This window comes from Novilysobacter antarcticus, from assembly GCF_019802285.1.
Classification (GTDB): Bacteria; Pseudomonadota; Gammaproteobacteria; order Xanthomonadales; family Xanthomonadaceae; genus Novilysobacter; species Novilysobacter antarcticus.
In genome coordinates this window covers 429,608-449,752 of sequence record NZ_JAIEUJ010000003.1, presented here as the reverse complement: position 1 = coordinate 449,752, position 20,145 = coordinate 429,608, and the positions used below count along the sequence as shown (strand labels likewise).

Genomic DNA, 20,145 nt, shown 5'->3' with positions numbered 1-20,145 from the left:
GTCCTCAGTTCGCGTCCCGGCAGGTGCTGGCGTGGATGAGCCCCTCGATCCGGTCCAACTCGACCCGGGTCGCCGCCGGATCCTCGGCGCGACCGAACAGCAGCTTGGCCCGGATGTCATGTGCGTGCTGTTGCCACTGCTTGCACAGGGCGGTTTCGGGAACCGGGGCGCAGGTGTCGGTCACGTACTCGCACGCCGCCGCCAGGCCACCACCGGCACTGCCGTCCAGCCCGGACACGCGCAGCGGCGCGCAACGACGGGTCGGGATCGGGTCATCGCTGAAATACTCCTGGCGGTCCCAGGTGCGGCAACTGAAGAGCGCCGGTGGCGGTTCGGTCGGGAGGTTATCGGCATTCTCGCCGGCGGCGTCAGGATCGCTGTCGCCACCGTCCACGACGTTGCCATCAATCGCCCCAGCCGGAGCGGTGGCCGGACCGGTGACGGGCGACGCCGCTGGCATGGGAGGAATGGCGGCCGGGGCGGGGGTTTCCATCACCCGGCGCTGTTGCTGGCTGCCCTTGGGGCAAGGGACGTCGTTCTGCACGCTGACTGCGCCGTTGGCGTCGGTGCAGCGGTAGATCACCACCGCGTCCTGTGCGATGACCGGCACCGCGGCCAGGCCGAGCGCACAAGCCAGAAGAAGGGGGCGGATCACGGTCGGCACCCGGTGTCCAGACGCTCGTCGATGCGGCGCTTCTCGGCGTCGATCTGCCGACGCTCGCTCTGCAGCGCGCTGTTGTAGCGACGCGTCAGCGCGGTGCGACGTTCGCGGAGCTCGGCACAGACCTCGGCCTGCGGGATCGGTACGCAGGTATCGCGGATCCATGTACCGGGTCCCTGGACGACGCCGCCCATGGGCAGGCGATCCGGCACCCCGGGTTGACTGCCCGAGGGGACCGGGGAGGGCCGGCCGACACTGTCGAACTTGAAACCGGGCCGCCCATCGCCGGCGGTGGGGCTGGCGCCTGTCCCGTAGCGCGTGCCACCCGCCGGCCGCACTGGCGGCAGGGGGTAGTAGTCCGGCTGATGGCCGTAACCGGGGCCGATGATCACCGGATAGCCCAGCGTCCACAGCGGCACCCAGCGTGGATTACCCTCCGGCGAGTCGCTGGTGTATTGCGCACCATCCGGTGTCATGCAGCGATAGACAGGGGGCAGGGCTATGCGGCCCGTTGCGCCGGTTGGCTCGGGCTCGCGGGTGACAGCAACCGTCGGCGTGGGCGCCGCGGCTGCGCCGGGAGGCGGCGGTGGCGGATCCTGCGGGCGCTGCATCCCTCGCGTTTCCTGCTGCTCTCCGCGACGGCAGGGCGTGTCGCGCAGGCTCAGCCGGCCGTGGGCGTCGGTACAGCGGTAGATGGTCACCAGGTTCTCTGGGGTGTCGGCGCGTGCGCCTGTGGGCAGGGCAAGGCCGGCCGCAAGCATCAGCAGCGCCAACAGATTTGTGCAGAGGGGGAACGCACCCGGTTTCATCGCTTCATCTTGCCCGCGCGCCGTCCGCGGCGGAAGCGGCGCGTTCAGGCCCGCAGCACTCCGCCCGTGCGAGCGTCACGGATCGTGCTGGGCGTGGCGCGGCCACCGACTTCGCCGGCAAGCACGGCGTCGATCTTCGCCAGCAGCGCAGGGTCCAGCTGATCCACGCCGGTTGCTGCCGGGTGGCCGGCGAGATTGGCGCTGGTCGACACCAGCACACCACCCCATGCCTCGCACAGCGCCACGACCGTTGGGTGGGCACTGACGCGGACGGCGACGCTGTCGTGATCGCCGGTGATCACGGGCGGAACGGCCGCTGTCGCGGGCATCACCCAGGTATGCGGACCGGGCCAGCTTGCCCGCACCTCATCGCCGCGGTCCGGCGGTAGTGCACGCCAGTCGATCAGCCCGTCCAGTTGCGCCAATGCGCCGGCAATCAGGATCAGACCCTTTTCGACCGGGCGCTGCTTGATGGCGAGAAGCCGCAATACCGCGGCCTGGTCGAAGGGATCGCAGCCCAGCCCCCACACCGCTTCGGTGGGATAGGCGATGACGCCCCCTTCGCGCAGCGTGCGCACGGCGGAGTCCAGGTCGCAGGTTGCGCCGGCAAACCGGTCGGGCACGCCGTCACGCATGGCCCGCCCCTGTCACGTCGCCGGTGACGCCCACCCGGTGGTTACCCGGCCGTTGCGTCGGTGGCCCCGGCCGTCTTGGCGGCGGATTTCGTGGCGGCCGTCTTGGTCGCCTTTTTTGCCGCGGTTTTTTTCACGGCCTTCTTGGCGGCCTTTTTCACCACCTTCTTGGTGGTTTTCTTGGCGACCTTCTTGGTCGCCTTTTTTGCCGGGGCCTTGGCCGCCGCCTTCTTCGCAACCTTTTTCGCGGGCGCCTTCTTGCCGAAGCCCTTGCGCATCGGCTTGCCGGTTTCCTCCATCAACTGGATGACTTCCTCCAGCGTCAGCGACGCCGGCTCGCGATCCTTGGGGATCTTGCCGTTGAGCTTGCCGTCACTCAGGTATGGGCCGTAACGGCCGTTCAGCACCTGGATATCGCTGCCCTCGAACTCCTTGATGATCCGGTTGCGCGCGATCTCTTCCTTTTCCTCGATCAGGAACACCGCGCGGGCGAGGTCGATCTTGTACGGGTCGTCCTCTTTCTTCAGCGACGCGTACACCGTCCCGCGCTTGGCGAACGGCCCGAAGCGCCCGATGCCGACGCTGACGTCCTCGCCCTTGTCCTGGCCCAGGTGGCGCGGCATCAGGAACAGCTCCAGGGCATCCTCAAGACTGATGGTGTGCATGCTCTGGCCGGGACGCAGCGAGGCGAACTTCGGCTTGTCCTCGGCGTCCTCGGCAGTGCTGCCGATGGCCGCGTAGGGTCCGTAGCGGCCCAGACGCACGCTGACCGGCTTGCCGGTCTTCGGATCGGTGCCCAGCTCGCGCGCGCCGGTCGCCTGGCTGCGGTCAACCGACTCCATCTTGTCGTCGACCATTTCCTTGAACGGGGTCCAGAAGCGCTCCATCAGCGGGATCCAGTCCTGCTCGCCGCGCGAGACCGCGTCCAGCTCGTCCTCCAGCTTGGCGGTGAAGTCGTAGTCCACGTAGCGGGTGAAGTGGCCGGAGAGGAAGTTGCTGACCGCGCGGCCGACGTCGGTCGGGCGGAACCGGCGGCTTTCCAGTTCGACGTACTGGCGGAACAGCAGGGTCGCGATGATCGATGCGTACGTGGAAGGCCGGCCGATGCCGTACTCCTCCAGGGTTTTGACCAGCGAGGCTTCCGAGAACCGCGGCGGTGGCTCGGTAAAGTGCTGATTGGCGTTGACCTGCTGCAGCGGGATGCGGTCGCCGGTCTTCATCGGCGGCAGCTTGCGGCCCTCGTCGTCGGCGTCCTCGGCCTTGGTGTCCTTGCCTTCCTCGTACACGGCCAGGAAGCCCGGGTCGATCACGGTCGTGCCCGACACGCGGAAGCTGTGTTCACCGCCGGCGGCCAGGTCGACGGAGACGGTGTTGAGCGTGGCCGGGATCATCTGGCTGGCGACGGCGCGCTTCCAGATCAGCTCGTACAACCGGCGCGCGTCCTCTTCCAGGAAGTTGGCCATCTGCGCCGGGGTGCGCAGCGCGGAGGTCGGGCGCACCGCCTCATGGGCCTCCTGCGCGTTCTTGGCTTTGGACTTGTAGGTCACCGGCTGATCGGGCACCGCGCCGATGCCGTAGTCGCGGGCGATCACGTCGCGGATCTCGGCGACTGCATCCTGCGACAGCGCGACCGAGTCGGTACGCATGTAGCTGATCAGGCCGACGGTGCCTTCCTCGCCGCCCAGCGCGACGCCCTCGTAGAGTTTCTGCGCGACCTGCATGGTGCGCTTGGTGGTGAAGCCGAGTTTGCGCGCGGCTTCCTGTTGCAGGGTGGACGTGGTGAATGGCGCGGCCGGACGGCGCTTGCGCTCCTTGCTGACCACGTCGGTGACCTGCAGCGCGCCACCGGCGGCGCCGACGATGCGCTGGCGGGCGGCCTCGGCGGTCTCGCCGTCGGTGATCGTGAACTGCTCGAACTTCTTGCCGTCCAGCTTGATCAGTCGCGCATTGAAGGCCTGCGAGGGGTGCAGGCAATCGGCCACGATCGACCAGTACTCGCGCGCCTTGAATGCCTCGATCTCTTCTTCGCGCTCGACGATCATGCGCAGCGCCGGGGATTGCACCCGGCCGGCGGACAGGCCGCGCTGGACCTTGCGCCACAGCACCGGGGAGAGATTGAACCCGACCAGGTAATCCAGCGCGCGGCGCGCCTGCTGGGCATCGACCAGGTCGCTGGCGATGTCGCGCGGATTGGCCATCGCCTCGTTGATCGCCCGCGGGGTGATTTCGGTGAACACCACGCGCTTCAGCGGTTTGCCTTCCAGCAGGCCGCGCTCGCGCAGGATCTCGGCGATATGCCAGCTGATCGCCTCGCCTTCCCGATCCGGGTCAGTGGCCAGGAACACGGCCTCGGCCTTCTTGGCTTCCTTGGCGATGGCCTCGACGTGCTTCTGGTTCTTCTCGATCAGGTCGTAGCGCATCGCGAAGTTGGCATCCGGATCGACCGCGCCTTCCTTCGGGATCAGGTCACGCACGTGACCGTAGGAGGCCAGGACCATGAAGTCCTTGCCGAGGTATTTGTTGATCGTCTTGGCCTTGGCGGGCGATTCGACGATGAGGAGGTTCTTGGCCATCGCGGCAGAGCCTGTAGTCGGGGGCGGGTGCGCGCCGTAACGGCAGCGCGGGAGGACGCACAAACAAGCAGACACCCGCGGCTGGGCACGGAGGTCGAAATTGCGTTGCCAGTGAAATCACGCCGCGGGCGCTGCTGTCAAGCCTTGTCCGCGACAAACGGCCGGAGCGGGTCCGGGCGTGGCGCGCACAGTATTAATGGTCGCGCCGCTCAATGCACGGGGTCGGGCTCTTCCTCGAACATCTGGGTTTCCATCCAGGCATACGCCGCCTCGCTTCCGGGCTGGTTGAACAGCACCATCAGGACGACCCACTTGAGGTCGTCCAGGTCGATCTCGTGCTGGTCCAGCGCCATTGCGCGATCGATCACCAGTTCGCGCTGGCCCGCGTCGAGCACGCCGTGCTGCTCGAGAAACAGCAGAAAGCCGCGACAATCGGTGTCCAACCGGTCCAGCTCGGGACCGGCATAGACGCGCGTCGGCCAATCCGCGCGCACGGGACTGGGCGCCGGCCGCTGTCGCGCCAGTGCATCCAGCCACTCAAAGGCCTTGTTGATCTCGGCAGCGCTGAAGCCTGCCTGGCCGAGCTCCTCGAACAGCGGCCCGCTTTGCAGATTTTCACGGTCGCGGACCAGATCCGCGTCTTCGGTGAAGTAGTGTTCGAACAGGTACAGCAGGACATCCAGAATGCTTTCTTTCATTTCCCCTCGGCCTGCGCCGCAGGCGGCGCGGTGGGTCAGGAGTTGCTTGGGACCGTCGAACCGTCAAGTGACGGATCACCGGTGTCGATGGAAGCGGCCGTGTTGCGCGACCACTCGACCCTCCAGCTCCAGCGGCAGAAGCATGGATGACAGGCGTGCGGACGTCAATCCGGTGCGCTGAACAAGCTGATCCATATCTGTAGGGTCGTGACCGAGCGCCTGCCACAAAATATGGTGGTCATCGTCGTTTTGGGTTGGCGTGGGGTGGGAGGTCGACCGTGGTGGCGGATCGGGAGGGAGAGCAGATCCGCACGAGCGGGCTGACTCTCCTGAACTGGGGGCGGCCAGACGTTCGCGCAAGTGGCTGGCCTGCGCGCTGATGGCGGAAGCCAGCAGGTCGGCGATATCCGACGGGCTTTCAATCAGGCACGCACCGTCGCGGATCAGGCGGTGGCAGCCGCGCGCCAGCGGGTTGTGGATCGAACCGGGGACTGCCATCACCTCGCGCCCGCACTCCGCCGACAGGCGCGCGGTGATCAGCGCGCCGGAGCGGTAGGCGGCCTCGATCACCAGCGTGCCCAGGCACAGCCCGGCAAGGATCCGGTTGCGACTGGGAAAATGTTCCCGGCGCGGCCCGGTGCCGGGGAGGTGTTCGCTGACCACCGCGCCCCGCGCGGCGATACGCGCATGCAGTGCCGTGTTCGCACGCGGGTAGGGAACGTCCGGACCGGTCCCCAGCACCGCCACGGTTTCACCGCCGGCTGCCAGGGTGGACTCGTGGACCGCGGTATCGATGCCGGCTGCCAGTCCACTGGCGATCATCAGGCCCTGTCCGGCCAGGGCCCTGGCGAACTCGCGCGCGTTGTCCGCGCCGCCCGGCGTCGGCGAGCGACTGCCGACGATCGCCACGGCGGGAAGCCACAGCAGCGTCGGATCGCCCGCCACGAACAGGGCCAGGGGTGGGTTCTGCGTGTGCCGCAGCAGCGGCGGGTAGTCCGGATCGTCCCAGCCGATCAGGTGGTGGTCCGGAGCGGCCAGCCAGTCCAGCGCACGCAGCACCGCGTCCCCGGGTGGCATCTGCAGATGCGCCACTTGCCGGGCCTGCAATCCGACTGCCCGCCACAGGGAAGGCCCGGCCGCCAGTGCGGTCTGCGGCGAAGCCTGCGTCAGCAGGTTGCGGCGCGGTGCAGCGGGACCGGCGCAATCCAGCAACTGGAGCAGGGCGTGGTTGCGGGAGCGGTCGGTGCGGTCGACCGGCGTGGCAGGGGCAGCAACGGCATCGTGAGCAGCGGAATCGTCCATCCCGCGAGCATCGGGCGGAAACGACGACGGCACCCTAGGGTGCCGTCGATGATCGCGGTAGGGAATCCCCTTTCGCGCCGGTCAGTGATCCGGGCTCAGTAAGGCGCGTCCGGGTGCTTGAGCTCGTGACCGACCTGGATCGGGCGGATGCCCTCCATGACGAGTGCGTAGCTGACCTTGTCGAAGGTCCGGAACACCATCAGGTGTCCAGCAAACTCGTCCGGCAGCCGCACGCGGTTGTTGCGGCCGAAGGTGTCCTCGCTGCGGTCCCAGCCACTGCCGGTGCTCATGCGGTCGACCACTTCGCTGCCCACACGCCAACCCGAGAACACGGTGCCGTTGTCCACGCCGTCACGGGCGCCGACCGACAGGGCCACCACGTCACGCGGTCCACCGGTGCGCAGCATGTCCGCCACCGCCAACACGCGGGCGCGGCCGTACTCGAACTGCTGGCGCGGCGGATGCGGGAAGAACTGCAGGTCATATGGCTGGGCCTCCACCGGGATCAGGCGATCACCGATGCGCACTTCACGGCCGCTGTCGTCCAGCACCATCGTGGTGGCTTCGATGCCGCCGACTTCGCCGCGGGTGACCGTGCCGGTCGCCTGCTGCATCAGCTCGTAGCCCAGCAGCTCGGCACCGTTGTCGGGTACGACCACATTGGTCCAATGCCGCTCGAAATCGATCGTGCGGCGACCACGGTTGTCCAGGTCGGCCGCGTCGAAGATGTCGCAGCACATGGTCCGGTCGAGACGGGCGTAGCGCTGGGTCGGACGAACCACCGCGTAGCGCTGGCCGGCAACGGCGCCCGGCAACCCCTTGATGTAGACGACCTGACCCTTGGCACTGCGCAGGCGGTCCTCTTCCAGGCCGACCACGTGCGGCAGGCTGTCGATTTCATCGACGACCCGCAGGTCCTTCAGGAACGGTTCGATCTGCGACAGCGGCACGCCGGTGACGGGTGCGAGCTGGCGCGGGCCGGGTTGGGCGGTGACGCGGTTCAGATACGCCAGCGACAATACGTCGCCGGGATAGATGAGGTGCGGATTCTCCACCTGCGGGTTGGCCTGCCAGATTTCCGGCCACAGCCAAGGTTTCTGGAGGAAGGTTCCGGCGATGTCCCACAACGTGTCACCTTTCTTGACCACGTAGGTGTCGGGGTGATCCCCGCGCAACCCGGCAGCCATGGCAAAAGTGGCAATTGTCAGCAACGCAGCGGTAGCGACCGTGCGGATCGGCTTCAACATAATAGGTATACCTGATTCCCCATGCAGGTGCGCCCGGGCGTCATAAAGCGACGCGGGCGGCTCACTATATCCCAGATGAATAGAGTCATTGCAAGCAAAAGCACTGCAACAGCCGCGTTATACTGACCCGGTATCTTGTGGATGTGATCCACGCCCCCATTTCAAGAGCCATGGCCCAGTTACCGATCCTCGAATTTCCCGATCCGCGCCTGCGCACCGTCGCGACCGACGTTGATCCGTCCCAGATCGGCGCCCCGGAATTCCAGCGTCTGCTCGATGACATGCTCGAGACCATGTACGACGCGCCCGGTATCGGTCTGGCGGCCAGCCAGGTGGACGTCCACCAGCGTTTCATGGTGATCGATGTCTCCGAGGACAACGATACTCCGATGGTGTTCATCAACCCGCAGATCCTCGCCAGCGAAGGCGAAGAGGTGCATGAGGAGGGCTGCCTGTCGGTCCCGGGGATCTTCGCCGAGGTGACCCGCGCCGAGCGGATCACGGTCAAGGCGCTGAACCGGGATGGCGAGTCGTTCGAGATGGACTGCGACGGGCTGCTGGCGGTCTGCGTCCAGCACGAGATGGACCACTTGCTGGGAAAGCTGTTTGTGGACTACCTGTCCCCGCTGAAGCGCGAGATGGTGCGCAAGAAACTGGCCAAGGCACGCCGCAACGCCGCCTGAGTAACCATCCGGGTGGTCATGCCCGGTTGCAGGCATGCCCGGCTGTAAGATGGCCCGATGAGAATCGTCTTTGCCGGTACCCCGGATTTCGCCGTCCCCAGCCTGCGTGCGGCGGCCAAAAACAACGAAGTAGTCGCCGTCTACACCCAGCCCGACCGTCCGGCAGGGCGTGGTCGTGGCCTGACGCCCTCACCTGTGAAGCGGGTGGCGCAGGAACTGTCGATCCCCGTCTATCAGCCGGAGAACTTCCGCAGCGCCGCGGCGCGCGAAGCGCTGGCCGCACTGAAGCCTGATCTGTTGGTGGTGGTCGCCTATGGCCTGATCCTTCCCCAGTCAGTGCTGGACATCCCCACCGAGGGGTGCTGGAACGTGCACGCCTCGCTGCTGCCGCGCTGGCGCGGTGCGGCGCCGATCCAGCGCGCCATCCAGGCGGGCGACACCCGTACCGGCGTCTGTTTGATGCGGATGGAGAAGGGGCTCGACACCGGCCCGGTCCTGCTTTCGCAATCCATCGACATCCGCGCCGATGAAACCGGTGGCCAACTGCATGACCGGCTGGCGGAGTTGGGTGCACAGGTCCTGGCCGACGGTCTGGGACTCCTGCGCGCCGGCTTGCGCCCGCAGCCGCAGCCGCAACCCGACAGTGGCGTCACCTACGCGCACAAGCTCGACAAGGCCGAGGCGAAACTGGACTGGAGTCGCCCGGCGATCGAGCTGGCCAACAAGGTGCGCGCGTTCAATCCCTGGCCGATGGCGGAGGCAGTGATCGCCGGCGAGCGCCTGCGGCTGCACGCCGCGGTCGCCGTGCCGCGCGATCAGCACGCGGAGCCCGGAACAGTCCTCGCCGCGGGCCGCGACGGCATCGACGTGGCGTGCGGTGAAGGCACCCTGCGCGTGCGCGTGCTGCAACGCGACGGCGGCAAGGCGATCACCGCCGCTGACTATCTCAATGGACGCCGAGATCTGGTGGTCGGCGGTTGATGCGCCGATGACCGTCACTCCCGGCAGCCAGCCGCGCATTGCCGCCACTCGGGTGCTGGATGCCGTCCTGCATCACGGACGGTCGTTGAAGGCCGAGCTGACGAGTGCCCAGCAGGGACTGGACGATCCGCGCGACCGCGCCCTGGTCGAGGCGATCTGCCTGGCCGTGCTGCGCCAGCCGGCGCGGTTTGACGCGGCACTGGCAGCGTGGATGCCACGACCGTTGGCTCGCCGCGATCGCGAGCTGCGTGCTCTGCTGCTGGTCGGTTTCGCCCAGCTGGATCCGATGGGACTGCCGGCGCACGCGGCGGTGGCGGCGACGGTGGAGGCGGCGCGCGGGCTCGGTCGCGACCATCAGGCCGGCATGGTCAACGCCCTCCTGCGCCGCGCGCTGCGCGAAGGCCTGCCCGCGTTGGAATCCCACGCGCACTGGCCGGCCTGGCTGTGCTCCCGCATCGAGGGAGACTGGCCGGCAGAGGCAGAGTCGATCCTTACCGCCAGCGAGCAGGCGCCACCCATGTGGTTGCGGGTCAATCGCCAACAGGGCAATCGCGAGGCGTATCGCGCTGAGCTCACCGCAGTGGGGATCGAAGGCGTGTTGGTTGACGGGCTGGACGACGCCCTGCGCCTTGATGCCCCGGTGCCCGTTGCCGGCCTGCCCGGCTTTGCCGAAGGCCGCGTGTCGGTGCAGGACGGCGCAGCGCAGCGTGTGGTTGACGCGATGGCGGTCGACGGAGGGATGCGCGTGCTGGACGCCTGCGCCGCACCCGGTGGCAAGGCGGCCCACCTGCTGGAGCGCGAATCGTCGCTTGATCTGACCGCGCTGGACATCGACCGTCGCCGCCTGCGCCAGGTCCAGACAACGTTCGACCGGCTGGGTCTGGGCGCGGATGCCAGGCTGCTTGCAGCCGATGCCACCGATCTGGCGGCATGGTGGGACGGGGTGCCCTTCGATGCCATCGTGCTGGACGCACCATGCTCGGCGACCGGCATCATCCGCCGTCAGCCCGACGTGCTTCTGCACCGGCGCGAGTCCGATATCGACAACCTGGTCGCACTGCAGGGCCGGCTGCTGGACGCACTGTGGCAAACCCTGGCGCCGGGCGGGAGCTTGGTCTACACGACCTGCTCGATCCTGCGCGACGAGAACGACCGCCAGATCGCCGCCTTCCTTGCCCGCACCAGCGATTCACAGGGCGAGGCCCTGGAAGAAGGTTTCGGTCGCGCGCCGGAAAATGAAACCCACGGCCGGCAACGCCTGCCCGGCGAGGACGGCATGGACGGATTCTTTTACGCGCGCCTGCGCAAGGCGCCGGCTTCAGTCAGCGGGGAGTAGGTCGCGGTACACCGCCTCGGTGCGCTCGACGAAGCGCTCGATGCCGAACACCTCCAACGCGTGTGCGCGCGCCGCCTCGCCCATGGCCGGCAGCTTGGCGCGCTGCTTGAGCAGCGTCTGGATCGCGGCGGCGATGGCCGCCACATCGCGTACCGGGACGACCCAGCCATCGACGCCGGGGCGGATGTTTTCCGGCAGGCCGGCGTACTCGCTGACCAGCACCGGCTTGCCCATCGCCATCATCTCCCGACACGCGAAAGAAATCGTCTCCACGTCCCAGGACAGCACGAAGCCGGCGTCGATGGCCGCGATCATCGGCCGGACATCGTGCAGCAGGCCGGCGAAGCGAACCTGCCCGCCCAGCCCAAGCGTCTCGATGCGCGCCAAGGAGGTGGCCGAAGGTGGTCGTCCGGCGAGCAGCACGCGCACTTGTTCGCGCTGTTCTGCCGGCAGCCGTGCGAGCGCTTCGACCAGGTCCATCCAGCCCTTGTAGTCGGCGGTGCCGGCGTTGCTGCCCAGCACCAGCGTGGGCGAGTCGGGAAACAGTGCATCGCGTTCGGCACGCGCGTTGCCGGCCCGCCACGGTCTGTAGAACCCGGTATCGATGCCGTTGTGCACGGTGGCCATGCGGCAGCGTTTGTAGGCGGTGTCGGCAAGGGCGCGGCGGGTGTAGTCGCTGACCGCTATGAGCTGATCGGTGCGGCGCGCGCGCCACCAGTGGCCGATGCCCCGCATCGGCTTGGAGTTGTGTTTGGTCAGCACCAGGCGGGGTGGCCTGGGCAGACCTCGCACCGCCGCCAGCACCAGCCGATGGTCGGCCGAGCCATTGACGTGGATGAGGTCGTAGGCGTGCTCGCGCAGATGCGCTGCCAGTGCGTTGCGGGCGCGGCGGATCGCAGCCAGTTGGCGCAGTCCGTTGGGGAAGGGCTGCGCGAGTGCGGTCACGCCGGGGATCTCGCCGGCCTCGCACAACAGGCGGCTGCCCGGCGGGGCGGCAATGCACACCTTGTGACACGGCGCGAGCCCCCTGGCCAGCGACGCCAGGTAGGTCGTATGACCGCCGCCGTCACCGTCATGGAAGTTGGTCAGCAGGATCTTCATTGAGTCGGGAGGGGCGTCGGCTTGCCGGATTTGCGTCCGCCCAGCCGGGAGCGGCTTTCCTGGTCGAACACCTGCATGTCGGAAATGATGAAGTCGGTCCCGCCCGACGCGTAGGCCTGCGCCAGCTTGTGCAGGTAGTCCGGACTCCAGTGGTCATCGGAATCGAGGAAACAGACGATGTCGCCGCGGGCATGGCGCAGACCGGCACGGAAGGCCGAGAGCTGGCCGGCATTGTCCTGGCAGACCAGGGTCACCCGAGGATCCACGCCGTAGCGCTCGCGCAGCAACTGCGCCGAGCCATCGCTGGACTTATCGTCGACCACGATCACGTCGCAGGGGCGATGCGACTGCCCCAGAGCGCCATCCACGACGGCGGTGACGTAGTCGCGGTAGTTGTAACTGGTAATGACGACGGAGAAGCGGGTCTGGGACGGCATCTCACGGAACCCGGCCAGGCCGGGTCCTTGGTGGGGGAGCCCCTTTGTAGCAAGTCTGGGGAATGCAGTTCTGCAAAAGTTCACGCCGGTTTCGGCAATTCGGTGCGCTTCGCGGGGTACGAAGCTGCTCAATCCTGCGAATCCCGCCACGCCTGGAACATCAACACGCCCCACAGGTGGGTGTGCCATTTGCGTTGGCCGGCGAGGAATTGGCGCCAGATCGCGCGGATCGGCGCCGGGTGGAAGTGGCCTTCCTCGCGCAGGCGCCGCTCATCGAGCTGGGCCTCGGCCCAGTCGCGTAATGGGCCGCGCAGCCAGTCGCCGACCGGGGCGCCGAAGCCGGACTTGGGCCGGTACACCAGCTCATCGGGCAGGTAGCGTGTCAGCAGGCGCTTGGGCAGGTATTTGAGCGTGCCGTTGTGCCATTTCATCGACAGCGGCAGCGACCAGGCGAACTCGGCGACCCGCCAGTCGAGCAGCGGCGCGCGGGTCTCCAGTGCGACCGCCATGCTGGCGCGGTCGACCTTGGTCAGGATGTCCTCGGCCAGGTAGCAGGCGAAATCCAGTTGCATCAGGGCATCCGCGCCGGTGCCGACGCCGGGCATCGCGGCGGGATCGTCGTAGGCGGTGGGTTGCCGGCGCGCGCCGATGACCACGTCTTCCGGGCAGCGCCAGCGGGTCACCCGCTGACGCGCCAGACCCTGTAAATCGCCGGCGGCGAGTTCGGCGCGCAAGGCCGCCAGTCCACCCAGACGGGCCCGTTCGCCGGGATCGCCGGCAAGCTTTGCCAGCAGGCGCCGCGGTAGCCGGGACAGCCGTTGGTCGTTGCGCAGCGCGCGCGCATAACGGCCGTAGCCGAAAAAGAGCTCGTCGCCGCCATCGCCGGACAGCGCCACGGTGACGTGCTCCCGCGCCAGCCGGCACAGCAGTGCGGTTGGTACCTGGGAGGAGTCGGCGAACGGCTCATCGAAGATCCGCGGCAGTTGCGGCACCAGCTCCAATGCGGCGGCACCGTCCACGTGCAGCGGGGTGTGCTCGGTGCCCAGATGGCGGGCAACGGCGGTGGCGTAGTGGCTCTCGTCGTGGACGGTATTGTCGAAGCCAATGGAGAAGCTGCGCACAGGACGGCTGGATTGCGCCTGCATCAGCGCGGTGACCAGGGAAGAGTCGGTCCCGCCGGAGAGGAACGCGCCCAGCGGTACATCGGCCTCCATCCGCATCGCGGTGGCGTCGCGCAGCAGCGCGTCCAGTGCCGACAGCGCGGCGTCCTCGTCGTCGGCAAAGCCGTGTTCGATCGCGCTGCGCTGGCGGTCACGGCTGCTCCACCAGCTCTGCGGTGTGTTGACCGGGTCGAAGCTGGCGTTGCCGGAGCGGACGGTGGCGGCATCGATCCGCAGCAGCCGGCCGGCGGCGAGTTTATGCACCCCGCGCAGGATCGCGTGCGGCGCGGGGATGTAATCCAGCCGCAGCAGCAGGGCCAGCGCGTCCGGATCAACATCGCCGGACATGGTCGGGTGGGCGCGCAGCGCCGCCAGCTCGCTGCCGAACACGAAGGTGCCGTCATCGGCCCAGCCGTAGTAGAGCGGTTTCTTGCCGACGCGGTCACGCGCCAGCCACAGCACTTTGTCGTGACGATCCCATGCGGCCAGCGCGAGCATGCCGTTGCCGCGCTCCAGCGCTGCCTGCACGCCCCACTGGGCGACGGCGGCGAGCAGCACCTCGGTATCGGAATGGCCGCGGAACCGGTGGCCCAGTGCGGCAAGCTCGGCCCGCAGGTCGCGGTGGTTGTAGATCTCGCCGTTGAAGGCGATCACCCAGCGTCCATCGACCGACACCATCGGCTGGTGGCCTTCCGGGCTCAGGTCGACGATCGCCAGCCGGCGATGCGCCAGCACCAGTCCGGACGCCGGGTCGGTCCAGACGCCCGCGTCGTCCGGGCCGCGATGGGCGATGGCCGTGCCCATACGGGTGCCCAGCGCCGCCAATGCTTCGGCGCTGTCGTTCGGAGTGGGCGTCCAGGCGCCGGCGATGCCGCACATGACCGGTGCTCAGCCTTCCGCGCGCGGCGGAGTGGTGGTGTCGGCAGGTTGCCCGGCAGGGATAGCCGGGCTGTCGGCGACCGCCTGGCCGTTCTGCAGCAGCCACAACATGATCGTCTTCTGACGCACGTAGTTGGCCCTCACGTACGCATAGACCAGCCCGTGCCAGCCGTCGAGGAATCCCGCCCGCAGGATGTAGCCGCGCCAGAAACGCCACGCCGGCGACAGCACCAGTTTGGCCAGCGAGGCGCGTTTGCCGCGGGCGAAATCGTGCTCGGCCATCATCCGTGCGTAGCGCTGGGTCTTGGCCAGTTGCTGTTCCAGCGAGCGGTAGGGGTAGTGGACCAGGTCGCCGGCCAGAGTCTTGACCGGGCCATCGACACTGGCGGCCTCGTGGATCTCGCGGGTGCCACGCCAACCGCCGCGGCGACGATCGAACAGGCGCAGGATCCTGTCGGGGTAGGCATTGCCGTGTCGAAGGAAACGGCCGAAATAGTGGTCCAGACGGGCGAAGCGATAGCCGGCGGCGTCGACAAACCCGGCGTCCCGCGCTGCCAGGATCGCCTCGCGCAGGGCATCGCTGACGCGCTCATCGGCGTCCACGCACAGCACCCAGTCATTCCGGGCCTGCTCGATGGCGAACTGCTTCTGGCTGCGGAAGCCGGTGAACGGTCGCTCCAGCACACGCGCGCCCATCGCGTCGGCAATCTGCACCGTGGCATCGGTCGACTGCGAGTCCACCACCACGATCTCGTCGCAGAACGCCAGCGAGGCGAGGCAGTCGCCAATGCGGGCGGCCTCGTTGAACGTGATAATGCAGGCCGATATCGCCGGCACCGCGGGTGCTGGACGGGTTGGTGACGGAGCCGGGGAAGCGTTGATGGCGGAATACCTGTTGTTCGCGACCGAGCGCTACGCGCTGCCCATCCTGCAGCCCCTGGCGCAGGCCCTGCAAGCGCAGGGTCACGGCGTGAGCGCTTGGCTGGTGGACGGCGCGGCGGGTGCCGAATTGCCGGCGCCGGTGCGCATGGTAGACGACGTCCACGCCGCGGTAGCGTTGCGGCCGCGCGCGGTGTTCAGCGCCGCCAACTGGGTGCCGCCGTTCGTGGCCGGGGCCAAGGTGCAGGTGTTCCACGGTTTCAACGTGGAAAAACGCGCGGCCGCGCGCGGCCATTTCCGGGTGCGCGGACTGTTTGACCTGTACTGCACCCAGGGACCGGCGACCACCACGCCGTTCCGGGAATTGGCCAAATCCGCCGGCCACTTCAAAGTGGTTGAGACCGGCTGGCCGAAGCTGGACCCGTTGTTCGGTGAACCCGACCGGTTGGCGCGGCAACTGCGTGACGCGGCGGGCGGGCGGCCGGTGGTGATGTTCGCGTCCACCTTCACCGAGCGCCTGAGCGCGGCGCCGCACCTGCTCGCCGCGATCAGCGCCGAGATCGCGCGCGGCGACCGTTACTGGATCCTGACCCTGCACCCCAAGTGCGCGCCGGAGCTGTTCGATCGCTACCGCGCGCTGGTCGGGTCGAACGCCTGTTTCGTGGAGACCGAGCAACTGGTCAGCGCCCAACGCGCTGCGGATGTGCTGCTCGCCGACACCACCTCGGTGGTGAGCGAGTTCGTGGTCCAGCGCAAACCGGTGGTGACCTTCCGCAACCGGGCGCCGAAGCCGCACATGATCGATTTCAACGACCCCCACGCGCTGCCGGCGATGCTGGCGCGGGCATTCGCCCCCGATCCATCGCTGCAGGACGCCATCGCCGCCTACGCCGATGCGATCCATCCGTATCGCGATGGGCATTCCTCGCAGCGGGTCATCGCCGCGACGGAGGCGTTGTTGGCCGGTGCGCTGGGACCGCTGGCTCGCAAGCCCTTCGGCGCGTTCACCCGTGGCCTGCAGATCCGCCATCAATTGGGTTACTGGGGGCGCAGCGCACGTTGACCTGGTCGGGTGACGACCACCACGTACGACTCGTCACCAGCAAGGCAACCTACCGTCGGGATCACCAGCGCAGCGGCCGCCGCGCCAGCTCCGATGACAACTGCCGGTAAACCGCGTCGGCGGAGGCGTATGGCAGGTAGCGGATGCACAACTTCGGGGATCTCGCCCCGGCGCCAGCCGTGTCCAGCCACAGCGTGGCGGTGCCGAAGTGCCGGTCCAGCGGTGATCGGGTCAGTCGCAACGCCTGCAGTTTGTCGACCTCGGCGAAGCGCCAGTAGCGCTGCAACCACCCCTCGCGGACCGCCACCAGCTCGTCGCCGAGCGTCCAGCTCGCGCGGCGCGCCGCCGCATGTGCCTGCACCGCCGCCCACGGCAGCCAGACCAGTACCAGCAGCCCCAAGCTTCCAAAGCGCACGCAGAGCGCTGCGGTCACCAGCGCGATCCACGGCAGCGTGGGAAGCATTCGCCGCCACCAGCCGCGCATCGGCAGTGGCTGCCAGTCCAGCGCAAGCCAGCGGGCGCGCGGCAGCAGCGCCTCGATCAGCCGGTCGCAGTCCTCGCGCGGCGCGATCGGCGCCAGCTCATGCAGGGTCCGCGACTGACCTTCCTGCTGGCTGGCGGCGGTATCGACCTCCAGCGTGCGCTGCTTCAGCCACCGGTGGAGCAGACCTTCGGTCAGCGTCCACGCCTGGATCCGTCTTCGCGACGCGCTGGTGCGCCACCGGGTCAGCAGGCCGCGCTCGACGGTCAGGCGGCGCCCGTCGCGACTCAACACGAAACCGTAGTACTGGAGCACGGCCAGCAGCACCGACAGCAGGCGCAGTGCCAGCAACATCGCCGCCAGCAGCGTCACACCTCCGGCCAGCAGCTGCCAGAGCGGCCAGTGGTTGGCTCCGTTCCAGGTCTCCCAGGTGCCGCCGAGCCGCTCGAACAGGTTCGACCAGATCCGCCCACCCGTCTGCGAGAGCGCGGCCACGCCGGCGCCCACCAGGATCATGCCGCGGTTGGACACCACGCCCAGTCGCAACAGGTCCGCGGTCCCCATGTGCAGCAGCGGCTCGGGTGCGATGGTCGGTGCGGCCCCGGCCGCCTCGTCCGCGGCAACGCCGCCCTCCGATAGGGTCGACGCGGTTACCGCCAGCCCGCGTCGGCGCACCAGCGTTTCCAACTCCAGCGCGTCGGCCAGCGTCAGCACCCGCATCGTCGCTTCCGGCTTGCTGCCACCGGCCGATTCCAGGCGCAATTCGGCGACGCCGAACACGCGATGCAGCAGCGATTGCTCGACGGCGACGTTGTGGATGCGCGAGAACGGGATCACCCGCAGGCTGCGCTCCAGCAAGCCGCTGCGCACCACCAGCGCGTCGTCCGCGACGGCATAGCGGTAGGTGAAGTACTGCCACAGCGAGCCGATCGCGAGGACGCCCACGCCGATCAGCGGCCACAGCCCGCTCTCGTCGCGGCGGCCGAACACAAACAGCGCGATCAGCGGGACGATGAACTGTTTCAGCTGCGCCACCAGCACGAACAGCCACGACATCGGGTGCAGCCGGTGCTCGGGCTCGGCCGGCGCAGCGGTGTCAGTCTTCATCGTCGAGATCGATCTGCCGTCCGAGGCGATCCCGCAGGAATTCCGCATCCTCCGCGTCGATGTTGGGCACCACCACCGAACTGTTGCGCGTGCCCGCGGTGTGCACGATCAGGGTTGCCAGGCTGCGGCGGCGCTGCAGCGGGCCGCGCTTGAGATCCAGATGCTGCACTCGGGTGATCGGCACCCGGGTCTCCCGCAGCCACATGCGGCCACGACGCAGCGCCAGGCCTTCCCGGTCGAGGCGCCAGAAGGTGTGGTGGAACTGCTTGTGGCCGAGCATCCAGCCCAGTCCCCCGCCGAACAGACAGCCGACCACCGCGCAGGCGATAAACACCGTCATGCCAGTCGCATGGCCCGAATCCAGCAGGACGATACCAGGGATGGCCAGGGCCAGGCCCACCATCGCGCCCGCGAGCGCCAGCCACGGCGTCGTGCCCAGCAGGAACAGGGCACGCGCGCGCTGCGGCAACGGCTGCCACTCAGCCTCGTCGGCAGGCGCCATGGACGGGCTCTGAGGAAACGGTGGAGCCATGCGGACAGTCCTTCGTGCGCGAACGCAGCGTACTCAGTAGCACTGCGGCCAATAGGGGTTGTCCTCGCCGCTGCCCGGAGGGCGCAGCGAGTAGCGCTTGTAGGTCCACTGGTACTGCGAAGGGTCGCGCCGGGCGATGCGCTCCACCGCCGCGTTGAGCACGGTGACCGCAACGCCGGGGTCCGGGTCGGCCACGCCGTCGGGCGCTGCCTCGATATGGACCGCAAACCCCGGCCCGGACGGGTGGCTGTCGATGCGCTCGCAATAGGCCATCAGCACGGTGGCGCCGCTGCGCGCAGCCAGTCGGCCGAGCAGGCTCATGGTGAGCGCCTGGGTGCCGAAGAATTCACCGAATGCGCCGTCGCCCTGCTTGGGCTGCTGGTCGGGCAGGATGCCAAGCACGCCACCGGCCGCCAGCTGCTTGAACAACTGGCGCACGCCGGCGGACTCGGCACGGACCTGGGTGACACGCGGTGGCTGGCCGGCATCGACCCGGTCATCGGCGCGCACCCGCTTGAGGAATTCCTCGCCGACTTTGGAGTCCGGCGGTGCGTACAGGATCGCCAACGGCGTGCGCAGCGCCAGCCACTGGTTCAGCAGCTCCCAGTTGCCGTAGTGCGGAGCGGCGATGATCACTCCGCGTCCGGTGGCGATGGCCGCGTCCAGCAGCGCGGTGCCGTGCTCCTCGCGGATCAGGGCCATGTTTTCCGCATGCGGACGGGTCCACAGCCGCAGCGTCTCCATCAGCTGGCGCGCGGTGGTACGCAGCACTTCCTGCCGCAGTTCCTCGCGCTGCGCCGGGTGCATATGTGGGTAGGCGATCGCCAGGTTGCACGCGGTGACCCGGCTCTCGCGGCTGGACGGTCGCAGCACCACCTTCGCCAGCAGGTCCGCAATCCCATACAACCCGCGCCATGGCAGGCGCGCCACGAGTGCGGCCAGGACATACAGGACGTGGGCGAGAAGGCGGCTCATCGTTGGCAGTGTAGCCGCCCGATGGCGCCGATTCCGTCGTGGCGCCGCGCGACGTGGCGCCACGCGTGACGGTCGGCTACTGTGCGCTGATGCTCGCCCTCATCCAACGTGTCAGCCACGCCAGTGTGCGCGTCGACGACGAGCTGCTGGGCGACATCGGGCCCGGTCTGGTGGCGCTGGTCGGCATCGAACCGGCCGACGGCGAGGCGCAGGTCGAGCGCATGGCGCAACGCCTGCTCGGCTACCGGGTGTTCGCCGATGCGCAGGGACGGATGAACCTGGGGCTCGCCGACAGTGGCGGCCAGCTGCTGCTGGTCAGCCAGTTCACCCTGGTGGCCGACACCGCCAGCGGCATGCGCCCGGGCTTCAGCACCGCCGCTGCACCTGAGCAGGCTGAACCGTTATTCAACCAATTGCTCGCGTCCTGCAGGCGATTGTTGCCCGCAGGGGTGGAAACCGGGCGCTTTGGTGCCCATATGGTAGTAAGCCTGGCCAATGATGGCCCGGTCACCTTCCTTTTGCGGGCCTGAGGCCGCAGAAGCCGTACCGCCGGAGGCGCACAGCAGAATTGTGCATCGGTGGTATAATACAAGGTTCCCCAGCCCCAAA

General features: G+C 68.3%; 19 protein-coding genes. 5 read left to right on the top strand and 14 right to left on the bottom strand.

The window, feature by feature from the left end; translation table 11 throughout:
• Positions 1-4: 4 nt before the first annotated feature.
• The 7 genes from KZ491_RS11135 to KZ491_RS11105 all read right to left on the bottom strand — a co-directional run bounded on the left by KZ491_RS11135 (position 5) and on the right by KZ491_RS11105 (position 7,922).
• A complete protein-coding gene (locus KZ491_RS11135; RefSeq protein ID WP_222565902.1) occupies positions 5-655 on the bottom strand; it encodes a DUF4124 domain-containing protein in 651 nt (216 codons plus the stop codon).
• Positions 652-1,470, bottom strand: coding sequence for a DUF4124 domain-containing protein (locus KZ491_RS11130; RefSeq protein ID WP_222565901.1), 819 nt, complete (start codon positions 1,468-1,470; stop codon positions 652-654). Before KZ491_RS11130 ends, KZ491_RS11135 begins: the two co-directional genes overlap by 4 nt.
• Positions 1,471-1,514: 44 nt before the next feature.
• On the bottom strand, positions 1,515-2,105 hold the full coding sequence (gene tsaC, locus KZ491_RS11125; protein ID WP_222565900.1) for an L-threonylcarbamoyladenylate synthase type 1 TsaC: 591 nt from the start codon (positions 2,103-2,105) through the stop codon (positions 1,515-1,517).
• A gap of 41 nt (positions 2,106-2,146) precedes the next feature.
• On the bottom strand, positions 2,147-4,675 hold the full coding sequence (locus tag KZ491_RS11120; RefSeq protein WP_222565899.1) for a DNA topoisomerase I: 2,529 nt from the start codon (positions 4,673-4,675) through the stop codon (positions 2,147-2,149).
• Positions 4,676-4,884: 209 nt separating this feature from the next.
• Positions 4,885-5,373: a DUF494 family protein gene (locus KZ491_RS11115; protein WP_222565898.1), complete on the bottom strand. Its 489-nt coding sequence runs from the start codon at positions 5,371-5,373 to the stop codon at positions 4,885-4,887.
• Between the two features lie 75 nt (positions 5,374-5,448).
• Positions 5,449-6,675: a DNA-processing protein DprA gene (dprA, locus tag KZ491_RS11110; RefSeq protein ID WP_222565897.1), complete on the bottom strand. Its 1,227-nt coding sequence runs from the start codon at positions 6,673-6,675 to the stop codon at positions 5,449-5,451.
• A 95-nt stretch (positions 6,676-6,770) separates the two neighbouring features.
• Positions 6,771-7,922 (bottom strand): LysM peptidoglycan-binding domain-containing protein, encoded by a 1,152-nt coding sequence (locus tag KZ491_RS11105; RefSeq protein ID WP_222565896.1) that lies wholly within the window; start codon positions 7,920-7,922, stop codon positions 6,771-6,773.
• Between the two features lie 170 nt (positions 7,923-8,092).
• On the opposite strand from KZ491_RS11105, the gene def reads away from it, so the two are divergent.
• The 3 genes from def to rsmB are packed head-to-tail and all read left to right on the top strand — an operon-like array spanning position 8,093 to position 10,922.
• Positions 8,093-8,605 carry a peptide deformylase gene (gene def / locus KZ491_RS11100; RefSeq protein ID WP_222565895.1) on the top strand — a complete coding sequence of 171 codons (513 nt, stop codon included), beginning with the start codon at positions 8,093-8,095 and terminating at the stop codon, positions 8,603-8,605.
• Between the two features lie 57 nt (positions 8,606-8,662).
• A complete protein-coding gene (fmt, locus tag KZ491_RS11095) occupies positions 8,663-9,586 on the top strand; it encodes a methionyl-tRNA formyltransferase (RefSeq protein ID WP_222565894.1) in 924 nt (307 codons plus the stop codon).
• Positions 9,555-10,922, top strand: coding sequence for a 16S rRNA (cytosine(967)-C(5))-methyltransferase RsmB (rsmB, locus tag KZ491_RS11090; RefSeq protein WP_425493148.1), 1,368 nt, complete (start codon positions 9,555-9,557; stop codon positions 10,920-10,922). Before fmt ends, rsmB begins: the two co-directional genes overlap by 32 nt.
• On the opposite strand, the gene KZ491_RS11085 is transcribed toward rsmB, so the two are convergent.
• From KZ491_RS11085 to KZ491_RS11070, 4 genes are all read right to left on the bottom strand, one after another.
• Complete coding sequence (locus tag KZ491_RS11085) at positions 10,905-12,023, bottom strand: glycosyltransferase family 4 protein (protein WP_222565893.1); 1,119 nt, start codon at positions 12,021-12,023, stop codon at positions 10,905-10,907. The two genes, rsmB and KZ491_RS11085, sit on opposite strands and share 18 nt — an antisense overlap.
• On the bottom strand, positions 12,020-12,460 hold the full coding sequence (locus KZ491_RS11080) for a glycosyltransferase family 2 protein (protein WP_222565892.1): 441 nt from the start codon (positions 12,458-12,460) through the stop codon (positions 12,020-12,022). The genes KZ491_RS11085 and KZ491_RS11080 overlap by 4 nt, the downstream gene beginning before the upstream one ends.
• Positions 12,461-12,588: 128 nt before the next feature.
• Positions 12,589-14,499, bottom strand: a complete 1,911-nt coding sequence (asnB, locus tag KZ491_RS11075; RefSeq protein WP_222565891.1) for an asparagine synthase (glutamine-hydrolyzing) — start codon at positions 14,497-14,499, stop codon at positions 12,589-12,591.
• A 9-nt stretch (positions 14,500-14,508) separates the two neighbouring features.
• Entirely contained in the window at positions 14,509-15,336 is an 828-nt protein-coding gene (locus KZ491_RS11070) for a glycosyltransferase family 2 protein (RefSeq protein WP_222565890.1), read from the bottom strand.
• A 40-nt stretch (positions 15,337-15,376) separates the two neighbouring features.
• Between KZ491_RS11070 and KZ491_RS11065 the strand changes: the two genes are divergently transcribed.
• Positions 15,377-16,441, top strand: coding sequence for a CDP-glycerol glycerophosphotransferase family protein (locus KZ491_RS11065; RefSeq protein ID WP_222565963.1), 1,065 nt, complete (start codon positions 15,377-15,379; stop codon positions 16,439-16,441).
• A gap of 61 nt (positions 16,442-16,502) precedes the next feature.
• On the opposite strand, the gene KZ491_RS11060 is transcribed toward KZ491_RS11065, so the two are convergent.
• From KZ491_RS11060 to KZ491_RS11050, 3 genes are all read right to left on the bottom strand, one after another.
• Positions 16,503-18,029, bottom strand: coding sequence for a PH domain-containing protein (locus tag KZ491_RS11060; protein ID WP_222565889.1), 1,527 nt, complete (start codon positions 18,027-18,029; stop codon positions 16,503-16,505).
• Entirely contained in the window at positions 18,019-18,531 is a 513-nt protein-coding gene (locus KZ491_RS11055; protein WP_246606762.1) for a PH domain-containing protein, read from the bottom strand. The genes KZ491_RS11060 and KZ491_RS11055 overlap by 11 nt, the downstream gene beginning before the upstream one ends.
• Positions 18,532-18,594: 63 nt before the next feature.
• Entirely contained in the window at positions 18,595-19,536 is a 942-nt protein-coding gene (locus KZ491_RS11050; protein WP_222565887.1) for a lauroyl acyltransferase, read from the bottom strand.
• Positions 19,537-19,625: 89 nt separating this feature from the next.
• Here KZ491_RS11050 and dtd point away from each other — a divergent pair, with 89 nt between their 5' ends.
• On the top strand, positions 19,626-20,066 hold the full coding sequence (gene dtd / locus KZ491_RS11045) for a D-aminoacyl-tRNA deacylase (protein ID WP_222565962.1): 441 nt from the start codon (positions 19,626-19,628) through the stop codon (positions 20,064-20,066).
• Positions 20,067-20,145: the final 79 nt, after the last annotated feature.

Excerpts from the sequence above, each read along its gene's own strand:
- KZ491_RS11130 (WP_222565901.1), bottom strand. The coding sequence starts at position 1,470 with ATGAAACCGGGTGCGTTCCCCCTCTGCACAAATCTGTTGGCGCTGCTG.
- tsaC (WP_222565900.1), bottom strand. The coding sequence starts at position 2,105 with ATGCGTGACGGCGTGCCCGACCGGTTTGCCGGCGCAACCTGCGACCTG.
- KZ491_RS11120 (WP_222565899.1), bottom strand. The coding sequence starts at position 4,675 with ATGGCCAAGAACCTCCTCATCGTCGAATCGCCCGCCAAGGCCAAGACG.
- KZ491_RS11115 (WP_222565898.1), bottom strand. The coding sequence starts at position 5,373 with ATGAAAGAAAGCATTCTGGATGTCCTGCTGTACCTGTTCGAACACTAC.
- dprA (WP_222565897.1), bottom strand. The coding sequence starts at position 6,675 with ATGGACGATTCCGCTGCTCACGATGCCGTTGCTGCCCCTGCCACGCCG.
- KZ491_RS11105 (WP_222565896.1), bottom strand. The coding sequence starts at position 7,922 with ATGTTGAAGCCGATCCGCACGGTCGCTACCGCTGCGTTGCTGACAATT.
- def (WP_222565895.1), top strand. The coding sequence starts at position 8,093 with ATGGCCCAGTTACCGATCCTCGAATTTCCCGATCCGCGCCTGCGCACC.
- fmt (WP_222565894.1), top strand. The coding sequence starts at position 8,663 with ATGAGAATCGTCTTTGCCGGTACCCCGGATTTCGCCGTCCCCAGCCTG.
- rsmB (WP_425493148.1), top strand. The coding sequence starts at position 9,555 with ATGGACGCCGAGATCTGGTGGTCGGCGGTTGATGCGCCGATGACCGTC.
- KZ491_RS11085 (WP_222565893.1), bottom strand. The coding sequence starts at position 12,023 with ATGAAGATCCTGCTGACCAACTTCCATGACGGTGACGGCGGCGGTCAT.
- KZ491_RS11080 (WP_222565892.1), bottom strand. The coding sequence starts at position 12,460 with ATGCCGTCCCAGACCCGCTTCTCCGTCGTCATTACCAGTTACAACTAC.
- asnB (WP_222565891.1), bottom strand. The coding sequence starts at position 14,499 with ATGTGCGGCATCGCCGGCGCCTGGACGCCCACTCCGAACGACAGCGCC.
- KZ491_RS11060 (WP_222565889.1), bottom strand. The coding sequence starts at position 18,029 with ATGAAGACTGACACCGCTGCGCCGGCCGAGCCCGAGCACCGGCTGCAC.
- KZ491_RS11055 (WP_246606762.1), bottom strand. The coding sequence starts at position 18,531 with ATGGCGCCTGCCGACGAGGCTGAGTGGCAGCCGTTGCCGCAGCGCGCG.
- KZ491_RS11050 (WP_222565887.1), bottom strand. The coding sequence starts at position 19,536 with ATGAGCCGCCTTCTCGCCCACGTCCTGTATGTCCTGGCCGCACTCGTG.
- dtd (WP_222565962.1), top strand. The coding sequence starts at position 19,626 with ATGCTCGCCCTCATCCAACGTGTCAGCCACGCCAGTGTGCGCGTCGAC.